The 20,990-nt window shown below is 35.1% G+C and carries 18 protein-coding genes; 1 reads left to right on the top strand and 17 read right to left on the bottom strand.

Annotated elements, in window-relative coordinates; translation table 11 throughout:
* Nucleotides 1-54 precede the first annotated feature (54 nt).
* From H7350_RS04490 to H7350_RS04475, 4 genes are all read right to left on the bottom strand, one after another.
* Complete coding sequence (locus tag H7350_RS04490) at nt 55-1,968, bottom strand: OmpA family protein (RefSeq protein ID WP_204344665.1); 1,914 nt, start codon at nt 1,966-1,968, stop codon at nt 55-57.
* Nucleotides 1,969-1,986: 18 nt separating this feature from the next.
* Entirely contained in the window at nt 1,987-2,889 is a 903-nt protein-coding gene (locus tag H7350_RS04485) for a PorP/SprF family type IX secretion system membrane protein (RefSeq protein ID WP_204344664.1), read from the bottom strand.
* A gap of 68 nt (nt 2,890-2,957) precedes the next feature.
* Nucleotides 2,958-7,562: a T9SS type B sorting domain-containing protein gene (locus H7350_RS04480; protein WP_204344663.1), complete on the bottom strand. Its 4,605-nt coding sequence runs from the start codon at nt 7,560-7,562 to the stop codon at nt 2,958-2,960.
* 215 nt (nt 7,563-7,777) lie between these two features.
* The gene (locus tag H7350_RS04475; RefSeq protein WP_204344662.1) at nt 7,778-8,743 is read right to left on the bottom strand and encodes an endonuclease/exonuclease/phosphatase family protein; all 966 of its coding nucleotides are present in this window, start codon (nt 8,741-8,743) and stop codon (nt 7,778-7,780) included.
* A 72-nt stretch (nt 8,744-8,815) separates the two neighbouring features.
* Here H7350_RS04475 and hflX point away from each other — a divergent pair, with 72 nt between their 5' ends.
* Nucleotides 8,816-10,030, top strand: a complete 1,215-nt coding sequence (gene hflX, locus H7350_RS04470) for a GTPase HflX (RefSeq protein ID WP_204344661.1) — start codon at nt 8,816-8,818, stop codon at nt 10,028-10,030.
* Nucleotides 10,031-10,106: 76 nt separating this feature from the next.
* Here the strand turns inward: hflX and H7350_RS04465 are convergent, their stop codons facing one another.
* The 13 genes from H7350_RS04465 to H7350_RS04405 form a co-directional block, all read right to left on the bottom strand.
* Complete coding sequence (locus H7350_RS04465; RefSeq protein ID WP_204344660.1) at nt 10,107-11,045, bottom strand: DUF3078 domain-containing protein; 939 nt, start codon at nt 11,043-11,045, stop codon at nt 10,107-10,109.
* 147 nt (nt 11,046-11,192) lie between these two features.
* Nucleotides 11,193-11,699, bottom strand: coding sequence for a DUF2480 family protein (locus H7350_RS04460; RefSeq protein WP_204344659.1), 507 nt, complete (start codon nt 11,697-11,699; stop codon nt 11,193-11,195).
* 21 nt (nt 11,700-11,720) lie between these two features.
* Nucleotides 11,721-13,556, bottom strand: coding sequence for an ABC transporter ATP-binding protein (locus tag H7350_RS04455; RefSeq protein WP_204344658.1), 1,836 nt, complete (start codon nt 13,554-13,556; stop codon nt 11,721-11,723).
* A gap of 15 nt (nt 13,557-13,571) precedes the next feature.
* On the bottom strand, nt 13,572-13,898 hold the full coding sequence (locus tag H7350_RS04450) for a DUF59 domain-containing protein (protein ID WP_204344657.1): 327 nt from the start codon (nt 13,896-13,898) through the stop codon (nt 13,572-13,574).
* Between the two features lie 6 nt (nt 13,899-13,904).
* Nucleotides 13,905-14,327 (bottom strand): SufE family protein, encoded by a 423-nt coding sequence (locus H7350_RS04445; RefSeq protein ID WP_204344953.1) that lies wholly within the window; start codon nt 14,325-14,327, stop codon nt 13,905-13,907.
* A 54-nt stretch (nt 14,328-14,381) separates the two neighbouring features.
* Nucleotides 14,382-14,873, bottom strand: coding sequence for a hypothetical protein (locus tag H7350_RS04440; protein ID WP_204344656.1), 492 nt, complete (start codon nt 14,871-14,873; stop codon nt 14,382-14,384).
* A gap of 52 nt (nt 14,874-14,925) precedes the next feature.
* Nucleotides 14,926-16,164, bottom strand: coding sequence for an aminotransferase class V-fold PLP-dependent enzyme (locus tag H7350_RS04435; RefSeq protein ID WP_204344655.1), 1,239 nt, complete (start codon nt 16,162-16,164; stop codon nt 14,926-14,928).
* Nucleotides 16,164-17,477, bottom strand: coding sequence for a Fe-S cluster assembly protein SufD (gene sufD / locus H7350_RS04430; protein ID WP_204344654.1), 1,314 nt, complete (start codon nt 17,475-17,477; stop codon nt 16,164-16,166). The genes H7350_RS04435 and sufD overlap by 1 nt, the downstream gene beginning before the upstream one ends.
* 1 nt (nt 17,478) lies before the next feature.
* Nucleotides 17,479-18,231, bottom strand: a complete 753-nt coding sequence (sufC, locus tag H7350_RS04425; protein WP_204344653.1) for a Fe-S cluster assembly ATPase SufC — start codon at nt 18,229-18,231, stop codon at nt 17,479-17,481.
* A 1-nt stretch (nt 18,232) separates the two neighbouring features.
* Nucleotides 18,233-18,670 carry a hypothetical protein gene (locus H7350_RS04420; RefSeq protein WP_204344652.1) on the bottom strand — a complete coding sequence of 146 codons (438 nt, stop codon included), beginning with the start codon at nt 18,668-18,670 and terminating at the stop codon, nt 18,233-18,235.
* A 9-nt stretch (nt 18,671-18,679) separates the two neighbouring features.
* On the bottom strand, nt 18,680-20,131 hold the full coding sequence (sufB, locus tag H7350_RS04415) for a Fe-S cluster assembly protein SufB (protein WP_204344651.1): 1,452 nt from the start codon (nt 20,129-20,131) through the stop codon (nt 18,680-18,682).
* Nucleotides 20,132-20,140: 9 nt separating this feature from the next.
* Nucleotides 20,141-20,470 carry a HesB/IscA family protein gene (locus H7350_RS04410; protein WP_204344650.1) on the bottom strand — a complete coding sequence of 110 codons (330 nt, stop codon included), beginning with the start codon at nt 20,468-20,470 and terminating at the stop codon, nt 20,141-20,143.
* Between the two features lie 159 nt (nt 20,471-20,629).
* Entirely contained in the window at nt 20,630-20,956 is a 327-nt protein-coding gene (locus H7350_RS04405; RefSeq protein ID WP_204344649.1) for a hypothetical protein, read from the bottom strand.
* Nucleotides 20,957-20,990: the final 34 nt, after the last annotated feature.

The following is a 20,990-nucleotide window of genomic DNA, read 5'->3' as shown; positions in this document are numbered from 1 at the left end:
TGCTTGATTAGTTCAGGGCTTTATATTGGTTAGTTGATCATTGTATTCTAAGTATTATTGAGCTTGTGGACCACCACTTACGATAATAAATTCTGATCTTCTGTTCATTTGATGTTCTTCATCTGTACAATTAGAGCCACAATCTACTTTTGGCTCGTTTTCTCCTTTACCTGTTCCAGAAATTCTTGATTTATCTATTCCTTTTGAAATTACATACTGAACTGTAGTTTTAGCTCTCCTATCAGACAATCTTTCATTATAAGAAGCCGAACCTCTACTATCGGTATGCGAAGTTGCGTTGATAACCATTTCTGGGTATTTATTCATGATTTGAACAAGCTTATCTAATTCAAAAGCTGCCTGAGCTGTGATATTAGATTTGTCATAGTCGAAATAAATTGGGTTTAAGCTAACCACTTCAGGTCCGACAATAACTTCAATTGGATCTAACATGATGCTAACTTCTTCCTCTTCTTCTTCAGAAGCAGAAACTGTTAACTTCTGACTTTCATAACCGTCCATTACAACTTCTAATTCAGATTGCTTACCACATTCAACAATAAATTCTACGATTCCATCAGAATTAGTAACTTTAGATAAAATCATATTGCCTTGATCATCGTATAGCGTTACATTAGCTGCGTTTATCGGATTTCCTGTTTTAGAATCTGTAACAATTCCTGAAATTAACACATCACATAATGGCTGTAATTTTTTAATAGCATAAACATCATCTCCTCCTAATCCACCTTCTCTGTTAGAAGATACAAAACCTTCTTCGGTCTCTTCATCTAAATGAAAGGCAAAATCATCAGCATTACTATTTACTGGAACACCAACGTTTCGTACTGGTCCCATTTTTCCATCAACTACTTTTGAATAAAAGACATCAAGATTTCCTAAACCTAAATGACCAGTAGAAGAAAAATACAGTGTATTATTACTACTTATGAAAGGAAACATTTCCTGACCTTGGGTATTGACCTTTTGTCCTAGATTTTCTGGCTCACCTAAAGTACCATCATCATTGATGCTTGCTTTATAAATATCAAACAATCCATAACCTCCAGGCATATTAGAAGCAAAATAAAGCGTTTTACCATCAGCACTCACCGAAGGATTTTTTACTGAATAATTTTCACTGTTAATTGGAAAACCTTCAACATTGCTCCAACCATCACCAGTTTTTCTTGCCTTAAATAAATGTAACTGGCTTATTCTATAATTGGTTATAGAATCTCTTTCATATTCTTTTTCAAAATAACTCTCACGAGAAAAGTACATTGTCTTTCCATCTGGAGAGAATGAAACAACACCTTCGTGATATTTTGTATTGACTTTATTTCCAGCTAATGCTGCTGCTTGATAAGTGCCGTCATCATTTTTGGTTAATTCATAAATATCTAAAAACGGCTCTTCATTCCATCCATAAGTTTTACGAGATGTATTTCTAGCAGAAGTAATGTATAATTTTCCATCTTGTAATGTCCCTCCAAAATCAGAATACTCTGTATTAAACCCTAAGTTTTGAATATTAAATTTCTTTCCTTTTTCTAAAATCTTTGGTAGATAGTCTGGGTTTTTATTAAACGCTATAGCTCTATCATCGCTTGGACGCATTTGAGCAAACTTTGCCATCTGTGCATTAGATTCTTCGTACTTCCCATTGGCTTTAAGCATCTGAGAATATTTGAAAATCATTTCTGGGCTAGGATTAGCTTCAAGTGCTTTAGCATACCATCTTTCGGCCTCTTGTGTATTGAATACGTTATAATAGGATTCTGCTAACTGGCTGTAAACGTAAGGGCTCCCTTTTCCGTTTTCTACTAATTTGGCGTAATCTTCTGCAGCTTCAACAAATTCATATCTATTAAAATGTTTGTCTGCTTTTTTCGTGTCTTTATTTTGAGCAATTAAGCTGAAACTACTTAATGCTGCTATTGTAAAAAGTGTTAATATTTTTTTCATAATCTTTAGCTTAACTGTTTAGAAATATCTTGGTGAACGTGAAACTTTCTTCGGGAAATTTAAATCAAATAACAGCAAAAATTCATGAGATGCTGGTGCGTACTTTTTAATATCCGAAGTCACACTATCGTAAGCATATCCTACACGTACTGTAGGTGTGATTGCAAAGTTTATTAACCCTGAAAACGAATCATCTAATCTATAAGAAGCTCCTAATTCTAACTTCTCAAAAAACAAGGCATTTAAATTAACATCAAATGATGTTGGTGCACTAAATGCTGATTTCACTAGAAAAGAAGGCTTTAATTTTGTGTTTGGTGATAACTCAAATACATATCCACCAGTAATGAAATAATGAGCTTCTTCAGATCCCAGCTTATTTCCATCGGCATCTAAATGAACCGAATTAAGTATATTAGGTACAGATCCTGCTAAATAATAATTGTCGGTATAATAAAAGAATCCTGCTCCAATATTAGGTGTAGTAGTGTTTATGTTTTGAAAAAACGGATCATTAGGATCTATTAAATCAATTCCTGCCAATCCGATATCATGAAACGTTGCTCCGGCTTTGATACCAAAAGCTAGTCTGTGCTCTCCTCCTAGTTGCAAAGTATAAGAGAAATCAGCATAAGCATTAGTTTCTTTAATTGGACCTACCTCATCTGAGATGATTGATAAACCAATACCTACTTTCTCACCAACAGGTAAGTGACCAAAAAAGGTTCCTGTTTGTGGAGCACCATCTAATCCTGCCCATTGTGAACGATAAAGCAATCCAAAAGACAAATTCTCTTTAGAACCTGCGTAAGCTGGATTAATGACATTCATATTATACATGTATTGGGTGTATTGAGGGTCTTGTTGTCCATACACTTGTGTTGCTATAAGCAATACAATAATGATATAAATTTTTTTCATTTGTTAGTTGTTTGATTTTAGTTGTTTGGTTGAATTTTGTAAATTCTTATTGTTGATTTTAATTGGTTTTAATTTAGACGTTGGATGTATACCCAAGCACTTCTACGCTTACCGTCTTCATACTCCATCGTATAGAAATATGTTCCTACTGGTAATTCATCTCCATCGTTTGTTTGACCATACCACTCATTGGTATAGTTATTTTTAGAGTAAACCAAAGTACCATTACGGTTAAAAATTTCAAGCTTGCTTACATCATAACTACTTAAATCAAACACATCATTCATTCCATCTCCATTTGGTGAAATTCCTTGAGGGATGACACAGCTTTCTAATTCGATAACAGTCTGAGCTGTGATGCTTGAACACATTGTACTGTCATTGAAAGTCACTTCAATTTCGTAAAGCCCAGCCTCTAATACTGATAAGGTTAATCCTGATTCTCCAGCAATAACACCTCCATCTCTGTACCAAACAATACTTACTTCAGATTCAGTATAGTTGTTTGCAGTAGCAGTAATTAAAATTGGAACCGTTGCATTAGGACAAACTTCATAATCAAAATCGGTAGTAAATGACGTACTAGGCAATGGTTTAACAATTAAATCGAAAGGTGTTGTTGAATAACAATCAAAAGCGATATTACTTTCAACTCTTGCATAAATAGTTTGCGATGAACTGCTATATAGAACAGAGGTATCAATGGCACCAGTTCCTGCTTCAGCGTCTGCTTCTGTCTCATAATAGCTAACAGAAAAATCAACATCACTTTGTCCATTTAAAATGTTAGCATCATGTGCTGCTAAATCAAATAATGTAACACCATCTGTATCATCGTCACAAACTTCAATTGGAACACTTGTTGCATCTGGTGTTGGACCAGATATGATTAAATTAAAACTCGTTGTAGCAGAGCAAAATGTTGCATTAGCATCTTCAATTCTCACAAAAATAGTTTGTGGATTAGAAATGTTAGTATATGGTGAACTTAAGGCTCCTACATTAGATTGAGCGTCTGCTAAGGTTAAATGGTACGATACATTAAACTCGGTAGCATCTTGTGCTCCTAATATACCTGCAGTTTGCGTTTCTAAATCAAAATCTTCAATCTCATCTGCGGAAATATCATCACAAGTGATCATGTCTGGAACACTATTAGCAACTGGCTCATCTCCAAATGTTATAGTTACTGAATCCTGAGCTTGAGCATCACATTGTTCATCATAAACAATAACAGTATAAGTACATGTTTCAGAAACAACTAATGACGATGATGTTTCTCCTTCAATAATGAATCCATCACAATACCATTCCCAAGTATCTGCAAATGGCGATTCTGCTATGATTTCAAAAGTGTCAAATCCACAAAGGTCTTGATCAGGCCCTAAATCTACTTCAATTTCAGCAGTTATATCACCATCATTTTCTCCACCAGTGTTCGTCTGACTAATCGAGATAGTTCCTGGATCATCAGAGAAATTCGTTACAAGTAGTAAGTAAATTTCCCCTGTTTGAGCATTGTCTATAGTTAGGTTTTCAGTAGATACAAAAGAATAACTACAATCTACAATATTACCAAACGGATAAAAGTCTGGACTTGTAGTATTATTTGGACAATCATTAGGGTCTGGACAACCTAAATCTAAATTGTCACAAGCGCCTTCTAAATCATCAAATGGTCCCCAAAGCACGAAATCGACATCTAAACCATTTCCATCCTCATCAGTTTGAGCTATTTCAATTTCGATTAAACCAGGCTCTCCAATTTGAATGATATTCCAAGTTGGGTTAGGTGCTGAGCCTAAACATGCGATATCTGTTGGATCAGGAATACCAATAATATTAGACGTTGTTAAAGCACCTCCAGCTTCAGCACAGAAATTCTCTGCATTTTCACAAATAATATTTGTTGGCGCTTCTTTTATACATAAATCAAATGTTGTAGTCTCTGGATTATTACCTCCTGAAAACACTCTGACATAATAGGTGTTTCCTACAACTAATTGAGGCGTTACACTTGCTACACCATCAGTACATTCAATTTCAACTAAGTTATTACAATCATCACCTTCATATAAAGCATGGTCAGTATTAAAACCACCTCCAGCTATATTTATAACTGAAATCAATTGCACTTCATTTAAGGCTGTAAATTGAAACCATACGTCGTCATCAGGGTTTCCTGCACAACTTCCCGCAGGGACACCAGAATCTGTTGCTTCAACCAATGTTCCTGGAGTAACCAAATCACACGATTGGTCATCATTAACGACCGCAACTATGGCACCACATGGATTGTCATTTTCTGGAGGACAAGCCAATAATTGAATTGGACTGCTATTAATAACACAATTGACATCTTGATCATTACTCACCGTAACCACAACATCTACTAAAAATGGAAATGGTCCAATTTGATAAACTCCAGTTGCTGTAACAGGAACTGTAGTAGCATCTATATTGTTTGAAATAGTTAGCGATGTGGCATCTCCTAAACTTGTTATATTTACATCAATTAAGAATTGATCACCATTATCACAATCATCTATCACTTGATAAGTTGCAACAGGGTTAATACAAGTAGCACAAGCAACAGTATAATCTATACCGTCTGAACAACAAAAGCTTCCAGATTCACAACTTACTGAACCATCAGATAAAATTTGAATAGTTATGGTATCTGTTATAGATTGAAATGTTAAGCCATCAAGTACACCATCATTTCCTTCATCATTGTATAATACAGTTCCATTTCCGTCTGACACCAATAAGAAATCAAATGGCGCTCCTTCTATTTCACCTGTATTAATCGTTAAATTAAGTGGCGATCCATCAGAGCTTGTATAAGTAAATATCTCAGAATCGTTATTTCCGTAGCATAAGAAACTATCAACTGGACCTACAGCACAATCCACATCAAAATTAGTTTGAATGGTTGTAGTAAACGTTACTGGTCCACCCCATATACTAAAACTTGATCCACAATCTGCTCTAACCCATACTTCGTATTCTGTTTCAAAATCTAAACCTGAAATACTTGCAGAAGGTGTTGAAGTTGTGGTTCCTGGTCCGGTTGGCTCACCTGTTCCTGCTGGAACAACCACATATTCCCAAGATGTTTCTCCGTTATTAGGCGTCCAGCTAATCTCTGCTGATGTTCCTGTGATGTCAGTAACAGTAATTGCACTAGGTGGAATACAAAACGATCCACACGACTCTACTCTTACAAAATCGATAGCCATATCGCCTTCAAAACCAGAACCTGCACCGCCATAGCTAAACTCTAAGTAGATTACTTGCCCTAAGTAAGCATCTAAGTTGATCCCAACTGGCACCCAAGCTTCATCATCGGTAATTTGCAAATCACCAACCCATGTAAATAATGTTGTGAAAGGACCAGCTGCATCGTTTGCAATATTGACATTTAATGTTCCCATATCTTCTCCAAAAGCATGGAAAAAGAATGATAATTCAGCACCATCTACAGCACTGGTTAAATCGATTGCCGGACTAATTGCAGACGCAATATCGGTTGCATTACCTGAAGCTTCGTATTCTAAGTGACTTCCTGTTCCTCCATCATATGCATTTGCAGGACCTGTACCAAAAGAATTGGCTCCTGCACCAGTTATATCCCAATTACCATCGGTACCATCAAACCCTGTACCTGTCCAACCTGCTGGCGGATCTTGGTCAAAATTTTCAGTGAATATAAACGATGATGTTCCCGTCACACAATTTACTCCTAGTGGAGGTGGTGGAGGTGTATTTAATGTTGTAAAGTTAAATGGTCCAACCCAATTACTAAATCCATCAGCACCACAATCACTTCTTACGTAAACTTCATAAGCTGTACTTGGTGTTAATGACATGGCATCGTAAGGGTTGTTATTCATTGTAGTAGTACCTCCAGATGGGATACCAGTTCCAGCATTTTGTATGGCTATTTCCCAAGTTGTTTCTGCTCCTCCAGGTGTCCAACTTACTTCGGCAGAGTTTTCGGTTACTGCAGCAATAGTAATACCAGAAGGCTCAGGGCAACTCACTTCAAAAATAGAAACCGTATCAAAAGCAACACCTTCATCTTGAACAGAACCATCAGAACCAAATGCAACTCTTAAAATTACATTAGCCTGACCGCCTAATCCATTTAAAGCATGTCTGGCTATAACCCAACCTCCAGAACCTGAAGTTCCGCGTCCAGTCCAGCCTTCTTGCTGTCCACCAGGATTACCTGCAATAGAATTATCGTTATACCAATTGTTTGGATCACCAAAAGCACCTACATTTTGCCATGACGTTCCTCCATCAATTGAAGATTGTAATACCATCCCATCCCAACTAAACTCAGAATTCCACCAGACACTCATCTCTATAGAAGGTGCAACTAAAGTAGATAAATCAAAAACAGGGCTGGTAACAATCCCATTTTCGTTGGCGACATAGTCACCAGTTAAATTAGTTACCCATGCATTAGTACCAGAATCGGCACTATTAATAACGGTTGCGGCTGGAGTTCCTAAGGCCCAGCTTCCTGGATTAGCTGCATCTACAACCCAACCACCATCGCCAGATTCAAAATCTTCAAGATAAGGATAGGATGTAATTTGTGCATCAGCACACCAAATTGAAAACACAAAAAGGAATGGCAACGAGAGTAAAATTTTTTTCATATCAATGAATGCTATTAAATTGTTTAATCAGTTGATTGTTAGTGTCTTGAGCTGATTCCTTAGGGCAGAATGGAGAGCCTTTGACAATTGAGCCGTAAAAAATGACTCGCATTAAGTAACCGAAGATAAAAAAAATGCCAGTTAACAAACTGTTAACACTGTTATAATAGATAAAACGCAATTATTATCGACAAAAAGAAAAAGACTTTAAGAACTTAATTTTTTGCAGCATTTAATTGTATATAAACTGGGAAATGATCACTGTATCCGCCTTTGTATTTTTTTCCAACATAAGTTCTGAACGGCTGTCCTTTAAACTTACCTTTATATTGCGTTAGAAATTTCTCATCAAATATGTCGGCTTCATCAAATTTTAGGCGCTCTTTATTAGTCTCAAAAAAGTTTGTAGAGATTAGTATTTGGTCAAATAAATTCCATTTGAAATTATGATTTAGACTGCCTCTTGTGTAGGACAACATTGTTTCCATAGGATTAAATAAATGCCCATTACTACTCAAAAACTTTATACTTTCATTACTTGGGTTATCGTTAAAATCACCCATTACAATAATCTTTGCATTGGTATCTTTAACTTTTATAGAATTAATAATTTCTATAACTTTTTCGGCTGCTTTTAAACGTTTAGGCATCGATTCAATCTCGCCTTCTCGCCTTGAAGGCCAATGATTTACTATACAGTGAATTTTTTCTGAATGAAGTACCCCAGAAACCAATAAAATATCTCTGGTATAATCTTGTTCGCCGATATCATCTTCAATATAAATGGAATACGTTTTAGAGTTATCAACCGAAAAAACTGTTTTATCATAAATTAGTCCGACATCGATACCTCTTTCGTCTTGAGAATTATAATGAACAATCCCGTAGTCATAAGCCTCTAAATCTTTACTTTGTATTAGATCCTGAAGTACATTTTTGTTTTCAACCTCTGCTAAGCCTACAATAGCTGGTGGCTTTTGGGCATCTTCAAAACCAATCTTAGAAATAACTTGACCTAATTTGTAGAGTTTTCGGTCATACCGCTTTTTTGTCCAGCGTTTATCAGTACCTGGAAGGAAATCGTTATCATGTTTTGTAGCATCATTATAGATATCGAACAGATTTTCGAGATTATAAAATGCAACGGTATAAGTAATTGTTTTTAAATCTTGGGAATTCACTTCACAAATTTAAGTTTTAAAATGCAATAGACGAAGCTTCAATTATGTAACTTTGTTTTTTTATTTGAATTTATGATTGAGAAAAAAGATATCGCTTTAGAAAAAACCGTTCTTATAGGTGTAATCACCCAAGAACAAAATGAGGAGCAATCTAAAGAGTATTTAGATGAACTAGAGTTTTTGACTTACACTGCTGGTGGTGAAGTTTTGAAGCGTTTTACCCAGAAAATGGATATGCCAAATCCCAAAACATTTATTGGCTCTGGTAAAATGCAGGATGTACAACAATTTATTGAAGATAATGATGTTGGCACTGCTATTTTTGATGATGAGCTCTCAGCGGCTCAAGAACGCAATATTAGTAAAATATTAGGCTGTAAAGTCCTAGATAGAACTAACCTCATTCTTGATATTTTTGCTCAAAGAGCTACCACAAGTTATGCGCGTACACAAGTAGAATTAGCACAATGTGAATATTTATTACCGCGATTAAAAGGAATGTGGACTCACCTTGAACGACAAAAAGGTGGTATTGGAATGCGTGGTCCTGGTGAAACCGAAATTGAAACCGATAGACGTATAGTACGAGATAAAATTGCGTTATTAAAAGCTAAGATTAAAACCATTGACAAGCAAATGGCTGTTCAGCGAGGTAATCGAGGTAAGATGGTTAGAGTTGCTTTGGTCGGTTATACAAACGTTGGGAAATCAACACTAATGAATGTGATTAGTAAGAGTGATGTATTTGCCGAAAACAAGTTGTTTGCTACTTTAGATACCACAGTTAGAAAAGTGGTCATTCAAAATCTTCCGTTTTTATTAACTGATACGGTTGGATTTATTAGAAAACTCCCTACACAATTAGTCGAGTCATTTAAAAGCACGCTTGATGAAGTTCGAGAAGCCGATCTTTTGCTTCATGTAGTAGATATTTCTCATCCCAATTTTGAGGAGCATATCGACTCTGTAAATAAAATTCTTGGCGAGATCGACAGTTCTGACAAACCAACAATCATGGTATTTAATAAAATTGATGCTTATGAGCCAGAACCATTTGACAACGATGATTTAGTGACTCAACGTACCTCATCACATTATTCATTAGACGAGTGGAAAAAGACCTGGATGAATCGCGTAGGCAACAATGCATTATTCATTTCAGCATTAAACAAAAAGAATATTGATCTTTTTAAGAAACGAGTTTATGATGAAGTTAGAGAGATTCATGTAACACGTTTTCCTTACAATCATTTTTTGTATCCTGATTATAACGAAGACACTGAATAAGTCTGATAGAACTATATCAATAAAAAAACGCATCCTTTATTTAGGATGCGTTTTTTTATTATTTATAACTGCTATGTTAGAATTTATATGTTAATCCTAATGTATAGTAAGTTTGTAAATCATTATCTACATTGTCAAACGTAGGGATATCAGCTGGATCACCATCAAACTGAGCCAATGCATAATTTAAAGCTTCTTGCTTATTGCTTCTCAATGCAAAATCAAATCCTACACCAATTCTTTTCCATAATGTATAACTGAATGAGTTCGTCCATGTAAAGTTTGACAAATCACCACTCTTATAACTCTGGAATGTTGAGAAGTTAGATTTAAATCCAATTGCTCCTATTTGACGTGTATAGTCTGCTACAATTTTAGCACCTAAAGATGAATCAAAAATGGCATCATTATCAGCAAATACAAAGTTGTAGTTTAATGGGTGAATAACGACAATTAAATTTTCAATTGGAGTCCATGTTGCACCAATACCTACATCTAAATAACCTGGGTCATTGAAGTTATCTAAAATTGTTGTTCTGTATTCCATTAATGCAGAAGCCGCTAATTTTTCGCTTAATTTTCTTCCGTATAATGATGAAATATTAAATACATCTGTTGTTGGCTCAAAATTATCAGAGTCCAAATCGGTATCTTTATTATCTAATTTTACCCAACTTAAATTTGTTGTTAATGAGTTTCTCCAGAAGAATTTATCTTCAATCAAATTAGCATAACCGTTTACAGTAAATCCGATATTTCCAGAAGAGTTATTTGGAACACCTTGAGAATACCAGTTGTTAAAGTTAGATAAACTTCCTCCAATAACACCAAAAGCACCAACTCTCCAACCTGGTAAGGCATCTATTTGAGCTTGTAAAGCATTAGCTTCTGCTTGAGCAGCGTCAGCTTCGGCTTGTTTTTCTGCTTTTTGAGCTTGTAGTTCTTCTTTTGTTTGAGAAAAACCTAAAGATATTGACAGCATTAAAACAGCTGTTAAAAATAATTTTTTAGTCATAATTTTAGTTTTAAGGTTTCGACTTTATAATTAAGTTGCAAATATAATTCATTAGTTAATTGGACACCAATAATTTAAATTAAAGTTTAGTTATCTAAGTCCGAAAATTAGACACATTATAATATTTGAAGTCACAAGAAAAAGGTGTTATTTTTTTTTAAAAAGTGGCACCGAAGAACAGGCCTCTCCATACATAATCGATTTAGCTACTGATTTGAGTTTAGCTGATAAGAGAATATATGCATTTGCAGGTACAGGTTTATGAGCGCAACCTTTAATAATAAGCGGTTTGTTTAAGTAAGGTTGAACGTCTAAATTATTGATGATATCTTGATAAATTGACGTTTCTAAAGTCTCCAAATCTCCTACACAAACTTTTTTGGCATAAGCCTGCAACTCTATGCTAAGAAGCATATAGGCCCAAGCTGGAATAATAGCATTTGTTGAGCAGGTTAAGGCAATAAACTGATTTTGATGTTTGGACCAATCGTAATCTTTAACAGATTGTCTAAACTCTTTTTCTCTTAATACCAAACCTTCATACAACCAGTCTTTAATATCAAAAACAACACGCTCGCCTTCTGGATAGTAGTCTTCTAAATCTACCACCATTAACTTACTTAATGCTACTCTATTAATGATTTCTTCTGCCATACTACAAATTTAATACTTTATTTATTGGTAACCTTCAGCTTGTAAAGCAAATAATTGTGCATATAGTGACTGGTTATCCATAAGTTGTTGATGCGTTCCTAATTCAAGAACTTTTCCATCTTTTAAAACCAAAATTCTATCCGCCTGTCTTACTGTACTAAATCGATGTGAAATAATAATACTGGTTTTATCTTTTGTTAAACCAATAAAACGCTCAAATACTTCGCTCTCGGCTTTGGCGTCTAATGCCGATGTAGGTTCGTCTAAAATCATCACCTTGGCATCTTTCATATATGCTCGTGCTAAGGCGACTTTTTGCCATTGGCCTCCAGAAAGTTCCTGACCCTTATAAAAGCGTTTTCCCAGTTGCTGGTCATAGCCCAGTTTTAATTCTGAAACCACTTCATCTGCTAAACTTAAGGCTGCTGCTGTTTCAATTTTCTCTTGATTATCTAATTCGTCAATATTTCCAATAGCAATATTCTCCTTAACCGTGAATTCATACTTGAAAAAGTCTTGAAAAATAACACCAAAAAATTCTTGATACGCTGCTTTATTAAATCGGTTGATATTAATTCCGTCTAAAAGGATCTCTCCCGAAGTAGGTTCATAAAAGCGTAACAGCAGTTTTGTCAATGTGGTTTTTCCTGCACCATTTTGACCAACAAAAGCCATTTTTTCGCCTGCATTGATTTTAAAACTTACACCTTTTAAAATTTCGACATCAGCATCTGGATAAGAAAAATGTACATTTTTAAACTCAAAACCCATACTGATGGTTTCTGGTAAAACTTGATCTTCGATATGTGCTGGTGTTATAGAAATATCTAAAAACTCAAAATAGTCTTTTAGGTATAATGCGCTTTCTGTAATTCTGGTGAATTTAGAAAAGAAGTCCTGAAGGTTTCTGGTGAGCCTATTAAAAGCACCCGATAGAAATGTAAGTTCTCCTAAAGTTATCACTCCAGAAATGACTCTATAAATGATAAAAACGTAAGCACCATAATAGCTTAAGGTTCCCAGAACATTGAATAAAAAACCTAATGCCGAACGCTTAATCGCTAGTTTTTTATTCAGTTCATAATATTCATTAGATAGATTTTTAAACCGATCTACAACGAAGTCGGTTAAACCAAATAATTTAATCTCTTTGGCCGTTTGATTGTTTGCTCCAATAAAGCGTAGGTAATCGAGTTCACGTCTTTCGGCTGTCCAACCTCGTGCTAGTGAATATTGCTTCTGACTAAACCAGATTTCGTTAATAAACGACGGAATAATACTCAATATCAAAAGAATTATGAGGTAAGGTTCAAAATAAATAAGTCCGGCAACTAAGGTCGCAATAGAAACCAAACTTTGTACTTCCCCTAGTGCATTAGACATCAAACCTACCCGACCAGTAGTTTGGGTTCTGGCACGTTCTAACTTATCGTAAAACTCAGAATCTTCAAGCAGACTGATATTAATTTGATTGGTTTTTTTAATGATGCTTACCGATGAACTTATAGAATAGGCATCACCTAATAGACTATCGGTTAATGCGATAGCTCTGCTTATTAAATCAGAAAGTATAATGAGTGCAAACTCTACACCTACATAAGTCCAAAGATTCGTTAAGTCGGCTGTTTCGGCTTTAGACTGAAGAATAATCTCGTCAATAATAATTTTACCAACCCATAAAATAATAACAGGCAAAACAGCTCCAATGAGTCGACAAAAAGCAGATAAAAGGAATTTCTTTTTATTGGTTCTCCAAATTTCTTTAAAAAACCTCGGAATAAAAATTAAAGCACTAAAAGATCTTTTTAAACTTGTTTTATTATTATCCTTTAGCGATTTAGGTGTTTGTCTTGGCATTAAATGTCTTCATTATTATAGCATCCCAAGTTCTAATTTAGCTTCTTCGCTCATTAAATCTTGGCTCCAAGGTGGATCAAAGGTAATTTCTACTTCAGCAGATTTTACATCATTTAACGACTTCACTTTTTCTTCAACCTCTAAGGGTAATGTCTCTGCAACAGGGCAATTAGGTGTCGTTAAAGTCATTAAGATTTTTACGTCATAATCTTCATTCACAAACACATCATAAATAAGACCCAATTCATAGATATCAACAGGGATTTCCGGATCATAAATGGTTTTTAAAACGCGTACTATTTTTTCGCCTAAAAGATTTGTATCTATTGTTGTGTCGCTCATCTTTAACTAGTTTAATTGTGTCTGGTATGCCACGGCATACATTTTAATTTGTTTTATCATGCTTCCCAAACCATTTGCTCGTGTTGGTGATAAATGTTCTTTAAGTCCAATTTTATCAATAAAATCGGTATTACTTTCAATGATAGCTTTGGGATGTTGCCCAGAAAACACTCGAATTAAAATAGCGATAATCCCTTTAGTTATAATGGCATCACTATCTGCTGTAAATTCGACAGTATCATTGTTCATTTCGGCGTGCACCCAAACCTTACTTTGGCAGCCCTTAATGATATGCGCCTCGTTTTTATATTGTTCATCAATAAGCGGCAAACTTTTACCAAGATCTATCATATACTGGTAACGCTCTTCCCAATCCTCAAACATAGAGAATTCATCAATTATTTCTTCTTGTATTTCGGCAATTGTCATCTTCAATTCGTTTTGCATTTTGAACACTTTTCAATAAGCAAAGATAAGACTTCTCTATGGCTTCTCAACCATAGATTTAAGGGATTGTATTTTTTCTACAATCTCTTGAATAGACTCTGGCGGATTACCATGATCAAACACTTTTGTTCTATAACTTCCCTCTTCATCTGAAATTTCTAACCATGCCATTGCTGCTGCATCATGTTGAAACGTTGTAGAAGGTGTTTCTAATGCAGTAAGCTCAGTTTTATCAATAGCACTTAAAAGGTTTAAAAAAGCTTCTTTTTCTTCTGACGGAAATGGATACGTTTCAAAACTTTTCAGGCTATTATCTTTTGATACCATAATCAAATCTCCTTCAATCCAGATTTTTAAGAAAAAGCCTCTCGTTGAAGCCTGGTAAGTAATCTTCGTGTCAATTTGAGACGTCTTTTTTGATTGAAGTGCAGTGACTTCAGAAGTCGTATTTGTCGATTTTTGTGCAGTCTTACTGTCGCATTCTTTAGCTGAAATAAGCATAAAAATAAAGCATAGAATGAATTTCATAATGGTAGTGTTTCGTATTATCGAATATCATATTACAAAAAAGAAGCCAAATTTATGACAGCATCATTTTTGCTTTCTTAACGCCTTCAACTAGAGCATCAATTTCGGCTTTCGTATTGTAAAACGCAAAGGACGCTCTAACTGTTCCTGGTATCTTAAAGAAATCCATTATCGGTTGTGCACAGTGATGTCCTGTTCTAACGGCTATTCCTAATTTATCCAGAATAGCGCCAATGTCGTAAGGATGAATACCTTCAATATTAAATGAGACTACAGATGTTTTTTCGTCTGCTGTTCCGTAGATTTTTAAACCTTCAATAGCCGATAATTGCGCTGTAGCATAATCCAGCAACTCGTGTTCATAGGTAGCAATAGCATCAAAACCAATCGCATTCATATAATCGATTGCAGCTCCAAAAGCAATACCTCCACAAATATTTGGTGTTCCTGCTTCAAATTTATGAGGTAAACCTGCATAAGTTGTTTTCTCAAATGTCACTTGGTCAATCATTTCTCCACCACCTTGATAAGGTGGAAGTTTATTAAGCCATTTTTCTTTCCCGTAGAGAAGACCAACACCTGTAGGACCACACATTTTATGAGCTGAGGCTACATAGAAATCAACATCTAAAGCTTGGACATCTGGTTTAATATGAGGGCAGGATTGTGCGCCATCAACCAAAACCGCTGCACCAACCTGATGTGCTTTTTTAATCATATCTTCAATAGGATTAATTGTTCCTAAAGCATTAGAAATATGGTTGACAAACACCAGTTTTGTACGCTTCGAAAGCAGGGCATCATAATCACTTATGATTAACTCTCCTTTCTCATTCATTGGAATCACTTTTAAGGTTGCTCCAGAGCGTTCGCAAAGCATTTGCCAAGGCACAATATTACTGTGATGTTCTAAAGCAGACACCAAAACCTCATCGCCTTTTTCTAATAAATTTGTAAACCCATTGGCAATCAAATTGATTCCGTGTGTTGTACCAGAAGTTAGAATGATTTCGTAACTGTGTTTTGCATTAAAATGTTGTTGAATTTTAAGTCGTGCTGCTTCATACAAATCGGTAGCCTCCTGACTCAAGGTATGAACACCTCTGTGAATATTAGCATTGTAATTTGAATAATAGTCTACAATCACATCGATGACCTGTTTTGGTGTTTGCGATGTTGCAGCATTATCAAAATACACTAAAGGTTTTCCGTTAACTTTTCGATTTAAGATAGGGAAATCTTCTCTAATGGTATCAATGTTAAATTCGGTATGCTTTACAGTAGTATTCATTATAAATCAAATCCTATATCTACACCCAGTTTTGTTGCAATAATTTTTGTAATACGTTGTTTAATTTCAGGGATTTTAACTGAATCTAATACATTATTACTAAACGCAAACATTAATAGGGCTTTGGCTTCTTTTTCAGGAATTCCGCGAGAGCGCATATAAAACATTGCGCTATCATCTAATTGACCAATAGTACAACCATGAGAACATTTCACGTCATCAGCAAAAATTTCTAATTGTGGTTTCGTATTGATAGAAGCTTTATCACTTAATAATATATTATTGTTTGCCTGAAACGCATTGGTTTTTTGAGCAATTTTATCAACGACGACTTTTCCGTTGAAAACACCTGTCGACCTATCAGAAAAAATACCTTTATAATCCTGATGACTTTCGCAATTAGGCTGTATATGATGCACTAATGTATTGTGATCGACATGTTGTTTATCACCAATTATCGTCACACCTTTTAGCGTTGAATCAATACGTTCGCCTTCTTGATAAAAGTTAAGATTGTTACGTGTGAGTTGTCCTCCAAAAGAAAAGGTATGTACAGAAGCATGACTCTCACGTTTTTGCTTGATAAATGTATTATCAATCAAGGATGCTGTTGGCTTATCGTTTTGTAGTTTGTAATAATCTACAATAGCACGTTTGTTGGCGAATATTTCGGTAACACTATTGGTTAACACGGCATTATCTGTTAAGCTCTGATGGCGCTCCATAATTTGAACATGAGCGTTTTCTTCAACAACAATCAGGTTACGTGGTTGTAATAATAATGCTGATTCTTTACCTGAGGAAAAATGAATGATTTGAATAGGTTTCTCAACAATTTTATTCTTTGGAATATGAATATAGGCACCTTCCTGAGAAAATGCTGTATTGAGAGAAGACAAACTATCTTTGGTTGCCGCCTTATTAAAATAATTTTCAATAATAAGTCTGTACTTTGGCTTTGATAAAGCCGAAGACATTAAGCAAACATCTATGCCATCGTGTGTTGTCTGAGATAAATTTGAAGCATATTTTCCGTCGATAAAAACAATTTTATACGAATCTATATCGTGGATAAAATATCGTTTTACATCGCTAAACTCTAAGCTGTTTTCTTGCTTTGGAAACACGCTGTAGTCGTGTTTAAGCAAACTGTTTAACGAGGTATACTTCCATGCTTCATCACGCTTAGTTGGAAACCCTAAATCTTCAAATGACTTTATCGCTTCACTACGAACATCGTGAACAGGAGCATCAATATCTACCATATTCTCAAATGCCATAAATGACGATACTAATTTATCTTTTAATTCCATGTTATGCGTTCACTTCTTCTTTAATCCAATCATAGCCCTTTTCTTCTAACTCATGAGCCAGTTCTTTTGTGCCAGATTTCACTATGCGTCCATCGTACAATACGTGAACAAAGTCTGGTACGATATAATCTAATAATCGCTGGTAATGTGTAATGACAATAACTGCATTATCCTTACTCTTAAGTTTATTGACACCATTGGCAACAATACGTAAGGCATCAATATCAAGTCCAGAATCTGTTTCGTCTAAGATTGCAAGTTTAGGTTCTAACATGGCCATTTGAAAAATCTCATTACGCTTCTTTTCTCCACCAGAAAACCCTTCATTAAGAGAACGTGATAAAAACTTTCGGTCTATTTCTAAAAGCTCAGATTTTTCACGAATCAACTTCAGCATATCCTTTGCTGGCATATCTTCTAAGCCTTTAGCTTTTCTCGTTTCATTGATTGCTGTTTTCATGAAGTTAGTCACACTAACACCCGGAATTTCAACAGGATATTGAAACGATAGAAATACGCCTTTGTGAGCGCGTTCTTCTGCAGCGAGTTCATCAATATCTTCGTTATCTAAAAGAATTTCTCCTTTAGTAACTTCATACTCTTCTTTTCCTGCAATAACCGAAGCCAATGTACTTTTTCCAGAACCATTTGGTCCCATGATAGCATGTACTTCACCTGGTTTTACTTCTAGATTAATACCTCTTAAAATGGCTTTATCTTCAACACTTGCGTGTAAATTATTTATTTTTAACATCCTATTTACTTCCTAATTTTATAACGTCCTTGTCTTCTGATTCTGGCTCAGAAACTTTTAATATCTCTTTAATTTCAATTTTATGTTCCCACTCATCTTTAGACCCTTCATTTTTAAAAATTCGTCCACGAATAGTAACTGGCACCATTGTATACTGATCTTCTTTATAAGGTTCAACCTGAGCGTTTAATGCTTCTGCTTGATCGTTTATAACTATCCCATACATTTGATTTGGGGTTAATAACACAGCTGCATTGTTTGCTTTATCAAATAGAAATTTACCGTGAATTGCTATATTACCATCACTTTGCTTTATGGTTTTACCCTCTTTAGCAACTACAGTTTTTTCTTCTGATGTTATATCTGCTTCTTTTTTCTGATCGTCTTTACAACTCATAAACGCTGTAAATATCATCATTAATACAAGTGCTTTTTTCATAGTATACGTTTATCCTACAGAACCTTCGAGACTTATTTCTAATAATTTTTGAGCTTCTACAGCAAATTCCATTGGTAATTTATTGAGTACCTCTTTACTAAACCCATTAACGATAAGTGCAATTGCTTTTTCGGTATCAATGCCACGTTGGTTGCAATAAAAAATTTGATCTTCACCAATTTTACTTGTGGTGGCTTCGTGTTCTATTTGAGCCGTTTTATTTTTTGCTTCGATATACGGAAAGGTATGTGCACCACATTCGTTACCCATTAATAAACTATCACATTGGGAAAAATTTCGAGCATTATCAGCTCGTGAACTAATTTGCACCAATCCGCGATATGAATTTTGAGACTTCCCAGCAGAAATACCTTTAGAGATAATGGTCGACTTTGTATTCTTACCTAAGTGAATCATCTTGGTTCCCGTATCTGCTTGTTGGTAATTATTGGTCACAGCAATAGAATAAAACTCACCTACCGAATTATCACCCTTTAGTACACATGAAGGATATTTCCAAGTCACGGCACTTCCGGTTTCAACTTGCGTCCAAGAAATTTTTGCATTTTTCTCACACAAACCTCTTTTGGTAACAAAATTGTAAACACCACCTTTACCTTCAGCATTTCCAGGGTACCAGTTTTGAACTGTTGAGTACTTAATTTCGGCATCATCTAATGCGATTAGCTCTACAACAGCGGCATGCAATTGATTTTCATCTCGACTAGGAGCAGTACACCCTTCAAGATAACTCACATAACTCCCTTCATCGGCAACAACCAGAGTTCTTTCAAATTGACCTGTTCCTGCCTGGTTAATTCTAAAATATGTTGAGAGTTCCATTGGGCAACGAACTCCTTTAGGGATGTAGCAAAAACTACCATCACTAAACACGGCACTATTAAGTGCTGCATAAAAATTGTCTTTCTGCGGAACAACGGTTCCGATATATTTTCTAACAAGTTCTGGATGTTCTTTGATCGCTTCAGAAATACTCATAAAGATGATTCCTTTTTCGCCTAAGGTCTTTTTGAAAGTTGTTGCAACCGAAACAGAATCTACAACAACATCCATAGCTACACCAGCTAGTTTTTTCTGTTCATCAAGAGAAATTCCCAGTTTTTCAAATGTGGCTAAAAGCTCTGGATCAACCTCATCAATACTATCGTATTTTGGTTTGCTATTAGGAGCAGAATAATAAGAAATCCCCTGAAAATCTGGTTTTTTATAATGTACATTTGCCCATTCTGGCTCAGTCATTTCTTTCCACACCTTGAACGCTTCCAAACGCCATTCGGTCATCCATTCTGGTTCTTCCTTTTTCTTTGAAATAGCGCGTACGATATCTTCGTTTAAACCATTGGGAAAGGTTTCAGACTCAATATCAGTATAAAAACCATATTCGTATTCTTTGGTTTTTAACTCTTCGCGTAGATCGTCTTCTGTATATTTATTGCTCATAAATTGTTTTTAAAGTGAAAATGATTCTCCACAACCACAGGTTCTGTTGGCATTAGGATTATTAAATACAAATCCAGCACCATTTAAACCTCCAGAATATTCTAAGGTTGTTCCAATTAAATATAAAAAGCTCTTTTTGTCTACAATAATTTTAACACCATTGTCTTCAAAGATTTTATCGTCTTCTTTTTGTTCTTTATCAAACTTTAAGTCATAGGATAGACCAGAGCATCCTCCACTTTTAACGCCTACTCTAATAAAGTCGGTAGTAGCGCTAAAGCCATCATCACTCATAAGCTCAATAACTTTCTTTTTAGCTGTATCTGATACTTTAATCATGTCTTAAATAGATTTTATCTAAATAGAGTGCAAATATAAGACATAAGTAGGGTTTATCCATATTTCCTAACATTATATTAGTAAATAATGGCATTGATTCCCATTATGGAGATAGAGAATAAGGAATAAAAAAAACGCGAGGGTTAATTTACAGGTTTTTTAAACTGAAAATTGCCGATTTGAATTCTGGTTTTTTAAAATAAAAAGCTGTCTTAAAGCTGTTTTAATATCACGGTTTTTAAAAGGAAGCATATTGAAGTCACCATCTTCAGTAACCGAAACATTTGAGTTACAGGTTTTACACACCAATTGACGATTCGTATGAGATGCCACTGATGAACGTTCTAAATTGTGTCCAAAGACGGAACACGACAGTTCGTTAGTTCTGTTGGTTTGCATAGTAGGTTTAATAAGATTTGGGACGCCTAACTTAATCATTATTGTCGTTAGTACCGATAAAATACATGTATTTTCGATGAAATACATCTTTTAAGATTTCCGAAGCCCTTAAAAATACCTT

It is taken from the genome of Psychroserpens algicola, assembly GCF_014526325.1.
GTDB classification, from domain to species: Bacteria; Bacteroidota; Bacteroidia; order Flavobacteriales; family Flavobacteriaceae; genus Psychroserpens; species Psychroserpens algicola.
Note: the sequence above shows the minus strand (reverse complement) of the source record. Positions and strands in the feature narration are given on the sequence as shown.